This is a genomic window from Bradyrhizobium sp. cir1 (genome assembly GCF_014198245.1).
In the GTDB taxonomy this organism is placed as follows: Bacteria; Pseudomonadota; Alphaproteobacteria; order Rhizobiales; family Xanthobacteraceae; genus Bradyrhizobium.
Window position 1 is genome coordinate 785,711 of sequence record NZ_JACIHE010000001.1, and the last position, 15,853, is coordinate 801,563.

The window sequence follows — 15,853 nt, forward strand, 5'->3', positions numbered from 1 at the left end:
AATGTTTCTGGAGATTTCGCCGTGGATCTGTTGGTTTTCGAGTTCCTGGGACTGGCCCTGGTTGCCATGTGCGTGGTCGTGGTGGCGCTGCCCTGCGCCCGCAAATCCTCGCACCGGATCCGTTACGAATAGGAATTTCGTCGGAAAGAGACGATTCCGGCCCTATGCGAGGCTCGAATTCGCTCCAAGGCCCTTGACATCACAGCACTTTCGGCAGAACGGCTGATATCAAGTGTCATGGGCCGTTCATGGATTTGATTACCACCACCGCTGACCTCGCGGCTGCCTGCAGCCGGCTGGGCAAGCACCCCGTCATTACCGTCGATACCGAGTTTCTGCGCGAAACCACCTACTACCCGCTGCTATGCGTGGTTCAGATGGCCAGCGCCGAGGAAGCCGTGGTCATTGACGCCCTCGCCCCGGGTATCGACCTCAAGCCGTTCTTCGAGCTGATGGCCAATGAGGGCGTGCTGAAAGTCTTCCACGCCGCCCGCCAGGACATCGAAATCATCTGGCATCAGGCCAACATCATCCCGCACCCGGTGTTCGACACCCAGGTCGCCGCCATGGTACTCGGTTACGGCGACAGCATCGCCTATGACGCTCTCGTCGAAAAGGTCGCCGGGCACCGCCCTGACAAGACCCACCGCTTCACCGACTGGTCGCGCCGGCCGCTGACCAAGGAGCAGATGCACTACGCGGTCTCCGACGTCACCCATCTGCGCGACGTCTTCGCCGCGCTCGATGCCGACCTGAAGAAGCGCCGCCGCAGCGAATGGGTCTCGATCGAGATGGAGATCCTGACCTCGCCCAGGACCTACGACTTCCACCCCGAACGGGCCTGGGAACGGCTGAAGACGCGCGTGCGCAAGCCGAAGGACCTCGCCGTCCTGATGGAGGTCGCCGCCTGGCGCGAGCAGGAAGCGCAGAGCCGCGATGTGCCGCGCGGCCGCGTGCTGCGGGATGAAGCCATCAGCGATATCGCAACGCATGCGCCGAACACGCTGGAAAAGCTCGCCCATCTGCGCTCGGTGCCTAAGGGTTTCGAGAAATCCAAATGGGGCGCGGACATCGTCGCCGCGGTCGAGCGCGGGCTGGCGCGGGATTTCTCGACGCTGCCGAAGCTGGAGAAGCCGCGCAACAATTCCAACGGCGCGGCCATCGTCGAGCTGCTGAAGGTCTTGCTGCGCATGACCGCGGAACGCCATGCGGTCGCCAGCAAGGTGATCGCCACGGTCGACGATCTCGAAGAGATCGCAGCCAGTGACGAGGCCGATGTGCCCGCCTTGCGCGGCTGGCGCCGCGAGCTGTTCGGCGAGGCCGCATTGAAGCTCAAGCGCGGCGAGCTGGCGCTGGCGATCGAGAAAGGCCGCGTGATCGGGGTTCAGCGGGCGTAGGACCTAGCCGCCAATCGCCAACGCACAACAACTGTAAGACCGTCATCCTGAGGCGCGAGCCGTGCGGTGCAAAGCACCGCACGGGGAGCCTCGAAGGATGAACGCCCCGCTGCTGCAGCCGGGCCGTCGCCCTTCGAGGGCCGCTGAAGAAGCGGCCACCTCAGGGTGACGGTCTTAGACGAAGTGCAGCTACGCCGGCGTCAGCTTCGCCACTTCCGCCTTCATGTCATTGAGCACGCCTGCGATCGCGGTGACCAGATCGTCGATCTGGCTCTTGTTGACGATCAGCGGAGGACAGATGGCAATGGCGTCCAGCATGTTGCGGGAGATCACGCCGCGCTCCTGCAGCATGCGGCTGGCGATGCCGCCGACCGCGCCAGGCGTGCTAGCGGCCGTCTTGCGGCCCTTGTCGAGCACCAGCTCGAGTGCTGCGATCATGCCGACGCCGCGGACCTCGCCGACCAGCGGGTGGCTCGCGAGCTCACGCAGCTTGCCCTGCATGTAAGCGCCGAGCTCGGCGGCATGCGCGACCAAGCCGCGCTCCTCGATGATCTTGAGATTCTCCAGCGCGATCGCGGAGCCGACGGGATGGCCGCCCGCGGTGAAACCGTGGCCGAGCACGCCAATCTTGTTGCTCTCGTCCGCGATCGGCTCGAACATGCGCTCGTTCATCATGATCGCCGAGAGCGGGAAATAGCTCGAGGTGATCTGCTTGGAGACCACCATCGCGTCGGGCTTGATGCCATAGGTCTCGCAGCCGAACATCTTGCCGGTGCGGCCGAAGCCGCAGATCACCTCGTCGGCGACCAGCAGGATGTCGTACTTCTTGAGCACCTTCTGGATCTTGTCCCAATAGGTCGCCGGCGGCACGATGACGCCGCCCGCGCCCATCACCGGCTCACCGAAGAACGCGGCGATCGTGTCCGGGCCTTCCTTCTGGATCAGCGCGTCGAGCTCCTCGGCCCGGCGGGTGGCGAACGCCTCCTCGCTCTCGCCAGGCGCGCCGTCCTTGTAGAAGTGCGGCGAGCCGGTGTGGAGGATGTTCGGCAGCGGCAGGTCGAACGAGCGGTGGTTGTTCGGCAGGCCCGTGAGGCTGGCCGACGCGATGGTGACGCCGTGATAGGCGCGCAGGCGGCTGATCACCTTCTTGCGCTGGGGCTGACCGAGCGCGTTGGAGCGATAGGCGATCAGCTTCAGCACGGTGTCGTTGGCTTCCGAGCCGGAATTGGTGAAGAACACCTTGCTCATCGGCACAGGCGCGAGCGCCACCAGCTTCTCGGCGAGATCGATCGAGGGTCCGTGCGATTTGGCGGAGAACGTGTGATAGAACGGCAGCGCCTGCATCTGCTTGTGCGCCGCCTCGACCAGACGCTTCTCGTTGAAGCCGAGCCCGACGCTCCACAGGCCCGCCATCGCCTCGAAATAGCGCTTGCCCGCCGCATCGAACACGTAAGGCCCTTCGCCGCGCTCGATCACCAGCGGACCGGCCTGCTGATGGGTGCGCGCGTTGGTGTAGGGATGGAGCTGGTAGGCCACATCCCGGGCCTCTTGCGAATTGGGCAGCATGGACATTTGCGAAATCCTTGTCGTCGCGTCGCCGGCGCGGCCAGCTTCGTCACTTGATGAATGATCGAGTTACTTGGCTATTGCGACGAGACAAAACTTGCAACGCCAATTCATCGGCAGCAAGCGCTCAGCAGCGTTGCAGAAAGCCGCACACGGGCAGCTTGCAGACTTGTAGCTCGCGGACTTGTAGCCTGCAGATTTGGCAGTTCTCAGGCCGCGCTGTCGTCATCGCCATCGTCGGCGGCGGCAGCGGCCTCCCTCACCTCGACGAGCGCCATCGAAAGCAGATAGACCGTCGTGGGCAGGCCGATACGGCGCGCCCTCTCGGCTGCGCGCGACAGCTCGCCCACCAGCTCCTTGAGCTCTTCTCCCCGTGACAATGTCCCACCCCATCCGCCGGTCGCAGCCGTCTACACCGCAACGGCGCCGCTGGTCTTGATCAGTTCGGCGCTGGATTGGATTGTAGCAAAGTTTCCGACAACATTCACTACCGCTTGCTTATAGGCGGCGGCATCGCCCAGTCCCGGCTGCCGGCAGGCCACGGCATCGGCAACCATTTGGTAGCGATGGCTGCGGTGAAACCCGTCTACCGCGGTGGCCAGGATGGTCTCGTCCAGCGAGAAGCCGATCAGCACGCAGCGCCCATTGCGGATATTGGACATGTAATCCACGAACCGCGACGAGCTGTAGGCCGAGGGCAGCGGGTGCTCGAATGTCATCTCGCCGGGTCGCGGCTTCGCCTCGGCGATCCAATCGGTCAGCCTCGATGCCGGATTAAACCAGGCGGCCTGGGCGATACGCTTCAGATGCATCACGGGCCAAAGCCGGTCGCGCCATAGCGTCAGGAGTTCCAGGCAGCGCATGGTGGCGGCCTCGCCGTCGAGGATGACGTGGCGCCGCCCGGGGGTCAGATATTCGACCTGGAGATCCGCACAGACCAGGATCGGCGGGTCGTCGGTGATGGAAGCCAGCATTGTGTTGCGTTTGACTGCACCAGTTTCAGCGATCGGCGAGTGCGAGGTCCCGCAGCGGCGAGGTCACCGCCCGCCCCGCCGAGGCATCAAGCACGCCCGGCCGGTCCCAATCGCCCTCGGGACGGATGATCACGTAAGGATCGCTGTCCAGCGTGATGGCGTCCGGTCCCGGTTCGATCTCGAGCAGCATCTCCGTGTAGGAGAAATCCGAGAAGGTGATCTTGCGGTTGTGGCCGAGCGGCTTGGCGCCGAAATGGGCCCAGAAATCGACCAGCCGGTCCTGCGCCTGGCCGTAGATCTTGCGAAAGCCCTTGCGCTTCACATAGTCGACGCTCGCCTGCACCAGCTTGAAGGAGACGCGCGAGCGCCGGTATTGATGCCGCACCGCGAGCCGCTCGACCTTGGCGAAATCGCCGAAGAAGCGCACCCGCAGGCAACCCGCAGGCTCGTTGCCGACGTAGCCGATGAAATGCGCGGCGACCATGTCGTTGCCGTCGAACTCCTCCTCGAACGGACAATCCTGCTCGGCAAGATAGACCGCCGAGCGAATGGCGGTGACCAGCATGAGATCGCTGGGATCGCGCGCGAGGCGGATGGTGATGGCGCGGGAGTCGGGCTTGGCGAGAGGAATCCTAGTGCCGTGCATCTGCAAAACTCCTTGCTTGGATGATCGCGCCCGGCATGTGCATCGGCTGCCGATGCCAGGGGCGTTCGTAGCACCACAGGTCGGGTTGGAAGCTCGGGACCGGTTCGAATCCGGTCGCTTTCATGATGTCGCGTCCGGCCACGGTTGACGGTTGCGCATAGCAATCCGCGCCGCGAAATCTTACCTGTCGCAGATGAGCCGCGGCCTTGCCGAGACCCGCGATGCCGCGCCCCGTCGCGGCGATCGCCCAGATATAGATCGCAGCAACGTCTTCCCGCGCGGAAGCGAGATAGTGCGTCTCGGGCGCGGTGAGGCAGATCTCATCGAGCAGCAGCGCATCGTGTCCGCGGTCGTTGAGAAACAGGAAGGCCATGCCGCCGAGCAGACGGCCCTTCCGGCTGAATGTCAGGATGCTCTGGGGATCGAACGTGTAATATCTCGCAAGCTCCGCCGTCCCGATCTGCACGCCCGGCACCAGCCGGTGCGCCATCTCCGAAAGCGCCGCAATTTCGGAAAATTGCGCGCAACGGACGTCGACCTCAGGACTGAGCGGCAGCGCGTCGAAATCATGCCTTGCGGCAAACGAGCCCCTTTCCATACCGAGATCGCCCCTCTATCGTCTGCGACTTTCATGCCCCGCTATGCCGAGCTTAGCGGTTGGGGATCAGGAGTATGCACCAGTTATTGCACCGGGGTGCTGCGATGATGCAGCACCGTGAAGAAGCCCTGGGCGCGTCCTGGGATGATTTGAAGCTGTTTTTAGCGTGCGCAAAATATAAAAGTTTCCGCAACGCCGCCGAAGAGCTCGGCCTCACCTCCACGACGCTGATGCGCCGGATCGATCGGCTCGAAGAGAGCATCGGCTGCAAGCTGTTCCTGCGCGACCAGAGCGGGCTCACGCTCAGCGACGAAGGCACCGCGATGATTGCCGACGTCGCGCACATGGAGCGTCACGCCTTCAACGTCTTCCGCCGCGCCTCACGCTCGTCGAACGATACGTCGGGCACCGTGCGCGTCGCGGTGACGGAAGGCCCCGGCAATTTCTGGATCCTGCCGCGCCTGATCGATTTCCAGAAGACCTATCGCAAGATCACCGTCGACCTGCGCTGCGCGATGGAGCAGGCCGACGTCGCGCGGCTCGAATCCGATATCGCGATCCAGCTCGAACCGCCGACCAATCCCGATCTGATCGTCGCCAAGCTCGGCCGCCTGCACATCTATCCCTTCGTCTCAAAGGAGTACGAGAACCTGTATGGCCTGCCGGCAACCCTGGCCGATCTGAAAGACCATCGCATCATCAAGCAGAGCGCGCCCCAGGTCGACGACGGCGCCTATGCGCGCGTGCTCGGCCTGAAATCGCTCGAGGGCATCGTCGGCATCAAGACCAATTCCTCCGTCGGCGTGCTCTATGCGGTGGAGCGCGGCGCCGGCATCGGCTTCCTGCCGACCGTGTCGATCGCGCTCGGCGCACCGCTCGTTGCGGTGGATCTCGGCGTGAGCCACCACGCCGATCTCTGGCTCACCTATCACAGGGAGTTTCGCACCTCCGAGCGCCACAAGATCGTGGTCGACTGGCTGAAGAAGATCTTCGATCCCAGAACCTATCCCTGCTTCCGCGACGAGTTCATCCATCCGGACGCGCTGGTGCCGATGATGACGGCCGCGCGCGAGGGGTTCGGATTGACGGGCTACGTCGCGGCGACGCCGACGTGAGTCACCATCTGTATTCGAAGCCGACCGTGCCCTGGTGCGAGGTGAGCTCGTTGCGGAACTTGCCATCGTAGTTGATGTAGAGCCGCGCAGTGTTGGTCAGGCTGAGCGAGGCCGAGCCGCCCGCATCCATGCCGTAACGGCTCTCGCCGATGCCGGGGACGATGATGCTCTGGGTCCCGAGGCTGACCTGCACCGATCCCAGGTTCTGGTAGAAATTGTCGACGAACTTGCCGTAGGCCGACAGGTCCAGGATCTTCTGGTCGAAGATGAAATAGCGCCCGATCTCGGCCCCGATCATGACACGTGCGCGCGAGAGCGCCGTCGAGCCCACATTGAGCGGATCGAGCCCGCCGGCCTCCTGGAACGCCGCGCTGGTGGCGCGGACATATTCGAGCGCACCCTTGGGCACGATGCGCATCTGATCCCTGGTCCAGTAGTAACTGACCTCGGTCAGCGCGCCGTCAACCGCGGCGCGATAGCCGGCGGTGGCAAGGCCGAAGCCGGTATCCCGGCTGGAATGGACCTTGCCGAACCCGTGAACCACCGCGAAGGCCCAGGTCCACGGGCCCTTGTCGACCGAGCCGTTGAAGCCGAGCTGGGTCAGGTCGAGCGTGGCCGACTGCAGCGCGAGCGGCACGTCGATGTCGGTGTGGCTCTGATCGATCGAGAAACCGAGATTGACACCCGGCGCAATCCGCGCGCCGAAGCCGGCGACACCGCCGAAGGTCTTGCGCCTGTCGCCGACGAAGTCGCCCTGCGCGTCGGTGCGGACCGAGATGCCGTAGCCCTCGAACCAGGTGCGGTAGCGAGGATCTTCCGTGCTCGCGGACGCGCCGCCGCCGCCGGGATTGGTCCGGAACGACCGGTCGAACCCATTGGAGGCCTGGTTGCCCAGCCGCTCCAGAAATCCCGAGCCGAAATTGAGCATGCTGTTGCCGGCCGACTGATCGTAATTGGTCGAGGTGGGCATCGGGACCGGGGTCGGCGACGGCGTGGGCGTCGGGGTCGGAGTGGGTGTCGGACTTTGCGCGAGGACGGGCGCCGCCGCCGAGATCGTCACGACCAGCACAAGCGCCATGACGGCAAGGATCTTGGCCGCAAAGGTCCTGGCGACCGCTGCCGCGACCCGGCGGACGCGGTTCAGCCCGATCGTCTGCCGTGTCCCTGAGGGCTGCGAGCTGCAGCGCATGACGACTAATCCCGAAGCAAATGGCGGTCCGCAAAAATGCAACACGAGCGGCTCGCGTGTGCGGCGATTTGTGCCGAACTGCCACGAAGGGTCAACGGGTTGGCACGCTGTCGGCGAGGCTATTGCCGCCGATTGTGGTTCCGCGGCCACAGGTCGCAAATAGCAGACGATGGCACCCGCCCCGGTCTTGAAATTCGCGCGCGGCTTGCTAACGGCCGATTTTCATGTTGCAATATCCGACACAATCGGAATTGGCCGCTCGACTGTGCGTTTCGTGACGTTGAGATTCGAACAGACTTCCGGAAGCCCGTTTGTGGCGTGGCACGCGAAAAAGCGGCCGCGTCTTTTTTCTTTCTAGTGGAGGAGACTAGCGATGCCGCAAAAGGGCACCGTCAAATGGTTCAACCCGACCAAGGGCTATGGGTTCATCAAGCCGAACGGCGGCGACAAGGACGTGTTCGTCCACATCTCCGCGGTCGAGCGTGCCGGACTCTCGACCCTCAACGAAAACCAGGTGGTTGAATACGACCTCGTGGAAAACCGCGGCAAATCATCCGCGGAGAACCTCAAGGTTTCCTGATTTCTCTCAAAGCGACGCGCGAGAGATCATGACGTTGCCCCCGGCTCTGCCGGGGGATTTTGTTTGGGGCGGGGCGAAGCGCGACGGCGCTTCAGGTCGCTACCGGCGCAATCAAGAAATTCTCCGACGCAGAGCTTCCCGTCGTCTTGCAGACATCGCCCTCGATCCGGACCTTGCCGGTCGCCAGCAGCCGCAGCGCCTCGGGATAGATGCGGTGCTCGACTTCGAGGATGCGTTCCGACAGCGTGTCGGCGGTGTCGTGGTCGCTGACGGGAACCGCGCCCTGCATCACGATCGGGCCGGCATCGGTCTCGGGGATGACGAAGTGCACCGTCGCGCCGGACAGTTTCACACCGGCGCGCAGGGCCTGGCCGTGCGGGTCCAAGCCCGGAAACGAAGGCAGCAGCGAGGGATGGATGTTGAGCATCCGCCCGTACCAGGCCTTGGTGAACTCGGCCGTGAACAGGCGCATGAAGCCGCCGAGGCAGATCAGCTCGATGCCGTGCTGGTCGAGCGCGGCCTGCAGCACCTGCTCGAAGCCGGCGCGGTCCTTGCCGAACGGCTTGCTCTCGATCACCAGCGTGTTGACGCCGCTCGCTTTGGCCCGTTCGAGCCCGAGCGCATCGGCCTTGTTTGAGATCACGAGCGAAATCTCCGCCGGGAAATCAGCCGAGCTTGCTGCCTTGATCAGCGCGGCCATGTTGGAGCCGCGACCGGAGATCAGGATGGCGACGCGGCGCTTCATCACAGCGCCAGATCGAGGTGACCGTTATAGACGACGCGGTGCTCGCCCTCGGCCGGAATCACGGTGCCGAGCTGCGCCACGGTCTCGCCGGCGCCGGTGAACACCTTGATCACCTGATCGACCTTGTCAGGCTCGACGATCGCGATCATGCCGATGCCGCAGTTGAAGGTCCGCAGCATCTCGAGCTCGGCGATGCCGGCCTGCGCCGCCAGCCATTTGAACACCGGCAGCACCGGCAGGCGCGCCAGATCGATGCCGACGCCCAGACCCTTCGGCAGGACGCGCGGAATGTTGTCGGTGAAGCCGCCGCCGGTGATGTGGGCGAGCCCCTTCACCGCGCCGGTCTCGCGGATCGCCCGCAGGCAGGATTTGACGTAGAGCTTCGTCGGCGTCAGCAGCGCGCCGCCGAGCGTCATCACCGGGGCAAACGGCGCCGGCGCCTCGAAGCCGAGGCCGGATTGTTCCACGATCTTGCGCACCAGCGAGAAGCCGTTGGAATGCACGCCCGACGAGGCAAGGCCGATCACGGCGTCGCCCGCGGCGATGTCCTTGCGCGGCAACAACGTACCGCGCTCGGCGGCGCCGACGGCAAAGCCGCCGAGGTCGTAATCGCCGTCCTTGTAGAGGCCGGGCATCTCGGCGGTCTCGCCGCCGATCAAGGCGCAGCCGGATTCGCGGCAGCCTTCGGCGACGCCCGCGACGATCGCGGCGGTGGCCTCCGGGTCGAGCTTGCCGCAGGCGAAATAGTCCAGGAAGAACAGCGGCTCGGCGCCCTGCACCACGAGATCGTTGACGCTCATGGCCACGAGGTCGATGCCGATCCCGCCATGAAGGCCGGTCTCGATCGCGATCTTCACCTTGGTTCCGACGCCGTCGGTGGCGGCAACCAGGACAGGGTCCTTGAAACCGGCCGCCTTGAGGTCGAACAGGCCGCCGAAGCCGCCGATCTCGGCGTCGGCGCCGGGGCGCGCGGTGGCGCGCACCATCGGCTTGATCAGGTCGACCAGGCGGTTGCCCGCGTCGATATCGACGCCTGAATCGGCGTAGGTGAGGCCGTTTTTGCGGTCGGTCATGCCCGATTTCCAGTGGGTTTCCGGCTGGTTACGTCGAATTCCGGGGACGCGCAATGGCTCGCATGGCGCTCCTGCCTATACTATGTAGACATATCAACCGGTTCAGCCTGCAACGGGCCGGATTTGAGGTGAAACCGGTGCCGGGAAGCGCTGCGTGAGTATTCCGAATATCATTACCCTGGGCCGCATCATGCTGGTCCCGATCATTGTCTGGGCCATCGTGTCGAGCCAAATGGAGGTGGCGTTTGCCGTCTTCCTGATTGCCGGCATCAGCGACGCCGTGGACGGCTTCCTGGCCAAGCGCTTCAACATGACGAGCGAGCTCGGTGCCCTGCTGGATCCGCTCGCCGACAAGGCGCTGCTGGTGTCGATCTACCTGGCGCTTGGCATCTGGGGCGACATCCCGCGCTGGGTCGTGATCCTGGTGGTGTCGCGCGACATCATGATCGTCACCGCAGTGATCGTGTCCTGGCTGTTCGACAAGCCGGTCGCGATGAAGCCGTCGAAAGTATCCAAGCTAAACACAGTTGCCCAGGTCGCTTACGCCGCCCTGGTGCTGGCGTCTCTTGCCTTCGGCTTCAAGCCTGCGCCCTATGATATAATCATGATGGGCCTCGTCACGGTCTTCACGCTCTCCTCCGTATCGCTCTACCTCGTCGAGTGGCTGCGGCACATGAGCACGATCGAGGCCAAATGAGGTGGGATGCGGCTTCGCAAAAGGCCAACTCCCGCTCGATTAACTCGAATCTTTCAAGCGAAGCCGGCGCGCCGGCATGGAGCAAAGCAAGCGTGGCAGGCCGCGTTCACCCCCGACAATTGGCGTTTTCGCTTCCGCACGCGGAGAGCCTCAGCCGGGACAATTTCCTCGAAGGACCCGCCAACGCCGCCGGCCTCGCCTTGATCGACGGCTGGCCGGAATGGCCGAACCGCATCATGTGGCTGGCCGGCCCCGAAGGCAGCGGCAAGAGCCATTTGGCCGCGATCTGGGCCGAGGAGGCCGGGGCCCGCTCGACCACGGCCAGTGCACTGACCGCCGCGGGCGTTCCGGCCGCGCTCGCCACCGGCGCCCTGGTGGTCGAGGATCTCAAGGCGAAGAATTTCGACGAGCGCGCCCTCTTCCATCTGATGAATCTCGCCCGCGAGGACGGCGCCTACGTCCTCTTCACCGGACGCGACGCACCGGCCTCGCTCGATATCGAGCTCCGCGATCTTCGCTCGCGGCTGCGGACCGTGCCTGTCGTCACGCTGCAGCCGCCCGACGACCAGCTGTTCCGCGGCCTGATCGTCAAATTCTGCGCCGACCGCCAGCTCACCGTGGACGAGAGCGTGGTCGGCTACCTCGCCACCCGGCTGGAGCGGTCCTCGGCGGCCGCCCGGCAGGCCGTGGAATTGCTCGACAGCGAGGCCCTGCGCCTCGGCCGCCCTGTCACAAGGGCGTTGGCCGCCGAGCTGCTGCGGGACGCCTGACCCCCGCCCGGGTTGCAACGCCGCTTGACGGCGCGAAGCGGCGGAACATCAATGTCATCGAAACGTCATCGCTCTAACACATGCTCCCGCCGGTTTTGCGCATAAGTCGCAGATTGGGGTGAAATGGATGGATCGACTTCTCATGGACTCTGCGCAAGCCGTTGAAATAAAAGAAAAAGCTCCGGAGACCGAGGCCCTTCCGGCGATCGCATCGAGCCCCGAACGGTTCATCAACCGCGAGCTGTCCTGGCTGCATTTCAACCGCCGCGTCCTGGAGGAATCGGTCAATCCCAGCCATCCCGTGCTGGAGCGGGTGCGATTCCTGTCGATTTCGGCCAACAACCTCGACGAATTCTTCATGGTCCGCGTCGCCGGCATCAAGGCCCAGGTGCGCGAGGGCATTGCCGAGCGCAGCCCCGACGGCCTGACACCGTCCGAGCAGCTCGCGCTGATCAACCGCACCGTGTCCCAGCTCGCCTCCGACCAGCAGGCGATCTGGCGCGATCTGCGCGGCACGCTGGCCGATGTCGGCATCGTCCTGGTGGACGGCAAGGACGTCACCAAGGCGGAACGGACCTGGGTCGAGGACTACTTCCTCAACAACGTCTTCCCGCTGCTGACGCCGCTGGCGATCGACCCGGCCCACCCCTTCCCGTTCATTCCGAGCCTCGGCTTCACCATCGCGCTCCAGCTCACCCGCGCTGCCGACGGCAGGCAGATGAACGCGCTGATCCGCATGCCCGGCAAGATCGACCGCTTCATCCGCCTGCCGGCCGACGGCAAGGCCGTCCGGCTGATCTCTCTGGAACAGGCGACCGCCCTGTTCATCAATCGCCTGTTCCCCGGCTACAATTTGCACGGCCAGGGTGCCTTCCGGATCATCCGCGACTCCGAGCTCGAAATCGAGGAAGAGGCCGAAGACCTCGTCCGCCTGTTCGAGACCGCGCTGAAGCGCCGCCGCCGCGGATCGGTGATCCGGCTCGAGATCGACGCCAAGATGCCCGAAGAGCTGCGCAGCTTCGTGCAGCACGCGCTCTCGGCCGCCGACGACGAGGTGTTCCTGGTCGACGGCGTGCAGGCGATGAACGAGCTCTCGCAGCTCACCCGCCTCGACCGGCCCGACCTCGAATTCACCCCTTACGTGCCGCGCCACCCCGAGCGCGTGCGCGAGCATGGCGGCGACATCTTTGCCGCGATCCGGCAGAAGGACCTGATCGTCCACCACCCCTATGAGTCCTTCGATGTCGTCGTGCAGTTCCTGCAGCAGGCCGCGCGCGACCCTGACGTCGTCGCGATCAAGCAGACGCTCTACCGTACCTCCAACAACTCGCCGATCGTGCGCACGCTCGCCGAGGCCGCCGAGGCCGGCAAGTCCGTCACCGCGCTGATCGAGCTCAAGGCGCGCTTCGACGAGGAGGCCAACATCCGCTGGGCGCGCGACCTCGAGCGCGCCGGCGTGCAGGTCGTCTACGGCTTCCTCGAATTGAAGACGCACGCAAAACTGTCGATGGTGGTGCGCCGCGAGGGCGGCAGCCTCACGACCTACGTCCATACCGGCACCGGCAACTACCACCCGGTCACCGCGCGTATCTATACCGACCTCTCCTACTTCACCTCGGATCCGACCATCGGGCGCGATGCGGCGCGCGTGTTCAACTTCATCACCGGCTATGCGGCGCCGAGCGATCTGGAAAAGATGGCGGTCTCGCCGCTGACGCTGCGCAAGCGCATCATCGAGCACATCCAGGGCGAGACCGCGCATGCGCGGCACGGCCGTTCCGGCGCGGTCTGGATGAAGATGAATGCGCTGGTCGACCCCGACATCATCGATGCGCTCTACGAGGCCTCGCAGGCCGGCGTGCAGGTCGAGCTGGTGGTGCGCGGTATCTGCTGCCTCAGGCCCGGCATTCCCGGCCTGTCGGAGAACATCCGCGTCAAGTCCATCATCGGACGCTTCCTGGAACATGGCCGAATCTATTGCTTCGGCATGGGCCAGGGCCTGCCGAGCGCGAAAGCGGCTGTGTATATCTCCTCGGCCGACATGATGCCGCGCAACCTCGACCGCCGCGTCGAGGTGCTGTGTCCGCTGCAAAATCCCACGGTGCATCAGCAGGTTCTCGAACAGATCATGGTCGCGAATCTGAAAGACAATGAGCAGAGCTGGCAGTTGTTGCCGGACGGGTCCTCAACGCGTATGAAGGCCGCGAAGGGCGAGGAGCCTTTCAACGTCCACAACTACTTCATGACAAATCCGAGTCTGTCTGGCCGTGGAAAGTCGCTCAAGGAATCCTCGCCGCGCCGTCTCACGCGCCGGAATGAACGTCATCAATCCTGATTCGGGGTCCCCGACGTGACGCGGCCGCGCAAGCGCGGCGCCACTGTCGCGGTTATCGACATCGGTTCCAACTCGGTCCGTCTCGTCGTCTACGAGGCGCTGGCGCGGAGCCTCATTCCGATCTTCAACGAGAAGACGCTGTGCGGCCTCGGGCGCGAGGTGCAGAGCACGGGCCTGCTCGCGCCCGATGCCGTCGACAAGGCGCTGACCTCGCTCAGGCGCTTCCGCGCGCTGTGCCGCGTGATGCAGGTCGGGCGCGTGTTCGCGATCGCGACTGCGGCATGCCGCGACGCCTCCAACGGCCCCGACTTCATCGCGAAGGCCGAGCGCATCTGCGCCGTCAAGATCGAGATCCTGTCGGGCCCGCGCGAGGCCCGGCTGTCGGCGCTCGGCGTGATCTCCGGCATCCACCATCCCGACGGCATCGTCGGCGATCTCGGCGGCGGCTCGCTCGAACTGATCGACGTGCGCAGGAACAGCGTGCGCAGCGGCATCACGCTGCCGCTCGGCGGCCTTGCGCTCCAGGACCTCGCGCACAAATCGCTCAAGCGCGCCGACCGCATCGTGCGCGAGGAGCTCGACGAGGTGCCGCAGCTCACTGCGGGCCGCGGCCGCACCTTCTACGCCGTCGGCGGCACCTGGCGCGCGCTCGCGCGCATCCACATCATCCAGAGCGGCTATCCGCTCCAGGTGATGCACGGCTATTCCATTTCCGCGACCGAGGCGCTCGACTTCTCGCGCCGCCTGCGCCGGCTTGCGGCCGCCGACATGCTCGCCGACATCGAGATCGTCGCCGACGCGCGCCGCCCTCTCCTCACCTATGCGGCGCTGGTGCTCGAGCACATCATCCGCGTCGCCAAACCCAGGAACATCGTGTTCTCGACCTTCGGCGTGCGCGAGGGCCTGCTGCACGAGAAGCTGCCGGAGTCCGAGCGCAACAAGGACGGGCTGATCTGCGCAGCCGAGGAGCTCAACCAGCTGCTGTCACGCTCGGCCAAGCACGCCCGCGAGCTGATCGCCTGGACCGACCGCCTGGTGCGTGTCGTGAAGCTGCGCGAGACCGACGAGGACCGCCGCCTGCGCCACACCGCGTGCCTGCTCTCCGACATCGGCTGGCGCGTGCATCCCGATCACCGCGGCGAGCAGACGCTCAGCCTCGTCGTCAACGGCAATTTCGGCGCGATCACCCACACCGAGCGCGCCTTCGTCGGACTGTCGGTGTTCTATCGCTATGCGGGCCTCAGCGAGGAAAACCAGCCGCCGGTCACCATGCAGGAGCTGCTGACGCCGGCGCAGCTCGAACGCGCCCGCCTGCTCGGCGCGGCATTCCGCGTCGCGCATCTGATCTCGGCGGCACGTCCGGGCGTCCTGCCAGCCACGCATTTCCGCACCCAGGGACGCAAATTGATGCTGGTGTTCGAACACCGGCTCGTCGACCTCGTCGCCGACCGCGTCGGCAGCCGCTTCAAGCAGCTCGCCCGCCTGGTCGGCCGCGCCGGCTCGATCGTGCGGCGGTAAGGCACGACGAGGTCAGGTGCCGACGTTGCGGGTCCGCACCGACATCTACCTCGCGACGAAGCGGCTCCCATTCCAGCGCAACGTCCGGCGGTTACCATTCACATCCATGAGTTCGACGAAAACCTGATCGTTGGCAGACGATAGGCGGATGTCGAAGGCGTGCACGGCGAGCACCCGACGGTATCGGCCGGCTGTCGCGACATACACCTGGTGCAGGCAGCCCGCGGAATTGCAAAGAACGGCGCCGCTGCGGCAGCGAAAATCGTCGAAATGCAGAGCCACGAACTCGGCGCCTGGCACGGTCAGATAGAGAGCAAAATGTTGGGCGGCAGCTATTGAGCCTCCGCAGGCAGCGTCCCATTTCCGTACGTCTGCGCGGATCTCGGCCGGGAGCATGTCAAGGTGCGCAGGGCTCCAGGGATCTTGCGCCGTCCCGCTATGGGGAAGCGCCGGCTGCACAAGAGCAAGCGATGCAATGACACCGCTTAGCAGCGTGCAAGTGAGTTTGCGCAAGTTCACGACTTTGCTCCTGTGGACTCCTGACCGGCGACTGCGCCCCGCATGACCGGAATCCGCAGTCAGATCGATTTCGGCACTTCAAAATATGCTCCGCCGATGAGCCGCGCTTGATGCACATCAACTCGCCGGAG

The 15,853-nt window shown here is 64.9% G+C and carries 16 protein-coding genes; 7 read left to right on the plus strand and 9 right to left on the minus strand.

Going from position 1 to position 15,853, the window contains the following annotated elements; translation table 11 throughout:
• The first annotated feature begins 248 nt into the window (after positions 1 to 248).
• Positions 249 to 1,397 carry a ribonuclease D gene (rnd, locus tag GGD63_RS03825; RefSeq protein WP_183239542.1) on the plus strand — a complete coding sequence of 383 codons (1,149 nt, stop codon included), beginning with the start codon at positions 249 to 251 and terminating at the stop codon, positions 1,395 to 1,397.
• A 189-nt stretch (positions 1,398 to 1,586) separates the two neighbouring features.
• Here the strand turns inward: rnd and GGD63_RS03830 are convergent, their stop codons facing one another.
• The 5 genes from GGD63_RS03830 to GGD63_RS03850 all read right to left on the minus strand — a co-directional run bounded on the left by GGD63_RS03830 (position 1,587) and on the right by GGD63_RS03850 (position 5,181).
• Positions 1,587 to 2,969, minus strand: coding sequence for an aspartate aminotransferase family protein (locus GGD63_RS03830; protein WP_183239543.1), 1,383 nt, complete (start codon positions 2,967 to 2,969; stop codon positions 1,587 to 1,589).
• A 203-nt stretch (positions 2,970 to 3,172) separates the two neighbouring features.
• Positions 3,173 to 3,343 carry a hypothetical protein gene (locus tag GGD63_RS03835; RefSeq protein WP_183239544.1) on the minus strand — a complete coding sequence of 57 codons (171 nt, stop codon included), beginning with the start codon at positions 3,341 to 3,343 and terminating at the stop codon, positions 3,173 to 3,175.
• Positions 3,344 to 3,373: 30 nt separating this feature from the next.
• Entirely contained in the window at positions 3,374 to 3,937 is a 564-nt protein-coding gene (locus tag GGD63_RS03840) for an isochorismatase family protein (protein ID WP_183239545.1), read from the minus strand.
• Positions 3,938 to 3,962: 25 nt separating this feature from the next.
• Positions 3,963 to 4,583, minus strand: coding sequence for a GNAT family N-acetyltransferase (locus GGD63_RS03845; protein ID WP_018645421.1), 621 nt, complete (start codon positions 4,581 to 4,583; stop codon positions 3,963 to 3,965).
• Positions 4,570 to 5,181, minus strand: coding sequence for a hypothetical protein (locus GGD63_RS03850; protein ID WP_183239546.1), 612 nt, complete (start codon positions 5,179 to 5,181; stop codon positions 4,570 to 4,572). Before GGD63_RS03850 ends, GGD63_RS03845 begins: the two co-directional genes overlap by 14 nt.
• 74 nt (positions 5,182 to 5,255) lie before the next feature.
• Here GGD63_RS03850 and GGD63_RS03855 point away from each other — a divergent pair, with 74 nt between their 5' ends.
• Positions 5,256 to 6,296: a LysR family transcriptional regulator gene (locus GGD63_RS03855; protein WP_183239547.1), complete on the plus strand. Its 1,041-nt coding sequence runs from the start codon at positions 5,256 to 5,258 to the stop codon at positions 6,294 to 6,296.
• Position 6,297: 1 nt separating this feature from the next.
• Here the strand turns inward: GGD63_RS03855 and GGD63_RS03860 are convergent, their stop codons facing one another.
• Entirely contained in the window at positions 6,298 to 7,485 is a 1,188-nt protein-coding gene (locus tag GGD63_RS03860; RefSeq protein ID WP_183239548.1) for an autotransporter outer membrane beta-barrel domain-containing protein, read from the minus strand.
• Positions 7,486 to 7,858: 373 nt separating this feature from the next.
• Here GGD63_RS03860 and GGD63_RS03865 point away from each other — a divergent pair, with 373 nt between their 5' ends.
• A complete protein-coding gene (locus tag GGD63_RS03865; RefSeq protein WP_008551638.1) occupies positions 7,859 to 8,065 on the plus strand; it encodes a cold-shock protein in 207 nt (68 codons plus the stop codon).
• 91 nt (positions 8,066 to 8,156) lie between these two features.
• On the opposite strand, the gene purN is transcribed toward GGD63_RS03865, so the two are convergent.
• A complete protein-coding gene (gene purN, locus GGD63_RS03870; RefSeq protein WP_183239549.1) occupies positions 8,157 to 8,810 on the minus strand; it encodes a phosphoribosylglycinamide formyltransferase in 654 nt (217 codons plus the stop codon).
• Positions 8,810 to 9,883 (minus strand): phosphoribosylformylglycinamidine cyclo-ligase, encoded by a 1,074-nt coding sequence (gene purM / locus GGD63_RS03875; RefSeq protein WP_183239550.1) that lies wholly within the window; start codon positions 9,881 to 9,883, stop codon positions 8,810 to 8,812. The genes purN and purM overlap by 1 nt, the downstream gene beginning before the upstream one ends.
• 154 nt (positions 9,884 to 10,037) lie before the next feature.
• On the opposite strand from purM, the gene GGD63_RS03880 reads away from it, so the two are divergent.
• The 4 genes from GGD63_RS03880 (at position 10,038) to ppx (ending at position 15,203) form a co-directional block, all read left to right on the plus strand.
• Positions 10,038 to 10,580 carry a CDP-alcohol phosphatidyltransferase family protein gene (locus GGD63_RS03880; RefSeq protein WP_183239551.1) on the plus strand — a complete coding sequence of 181 codons (543 nt, stop codon included), beginning with the start codon at positions 10,038 to 10,040 and terminating at the stop codon, positions 10,578 to 10,580.
• A 92-nt stretch (positions 10,581 to 10,672) separates the two neighbouring features.
• Entirely contained in the window at positions 10,673 to 11,350 is a 678-nt protein-coding gene (locus tag GGD63_RS03885; protein WP_183239552.1) for a DnaA ATPase domain-containing protein, read from the plus strand.
• A 142-nt stretch (positions 11,351 to 11,492) separates the two neighbouring features.
• Positions 11,493 to 13,685 (plus strand): RNA degradosome polyphosphate kinase, encoded by a 2,193-nt coding sequence (locus GGD63_RS03890; RefSeq protein ID WP_183239699.1) that lies wholly within the window; start codon positions 11,493 to 11,495, stop codon positions 13,683 to 13,685.
• A 15-nt stretch (positions 13,686 to 13,700) separates the two neighbouring features.
• On the plus strand, positions 13,701 to 15,203 hold the full coding sequence (ppx, locus tag GGD63_RS03895; protein ID WP_183239553.1) for an exopolyphosphatase: 1,503 nt from the start codon (positions 13,701 to 13,703) through the stop codon (positions 15,201 to 15,203).
• Positions 15,204 to 15,248: 45 nt separating this feature from the next.
• Here the strand turns inward: ppx and GGD63_RS03900 are convergent, their stop codons facing one another.
• A complete protein-coding gene (locus GGD63_RS03900) occupies positions 15,249 to 15,722 on the minus strand; it encodes a hypothetical protein (protein ID WP_183239554.1) in 474 nt (157 codons plus the stop codon).
• Positions 15,723 to 15,853 lie beyond the last annotated feature (131 nt).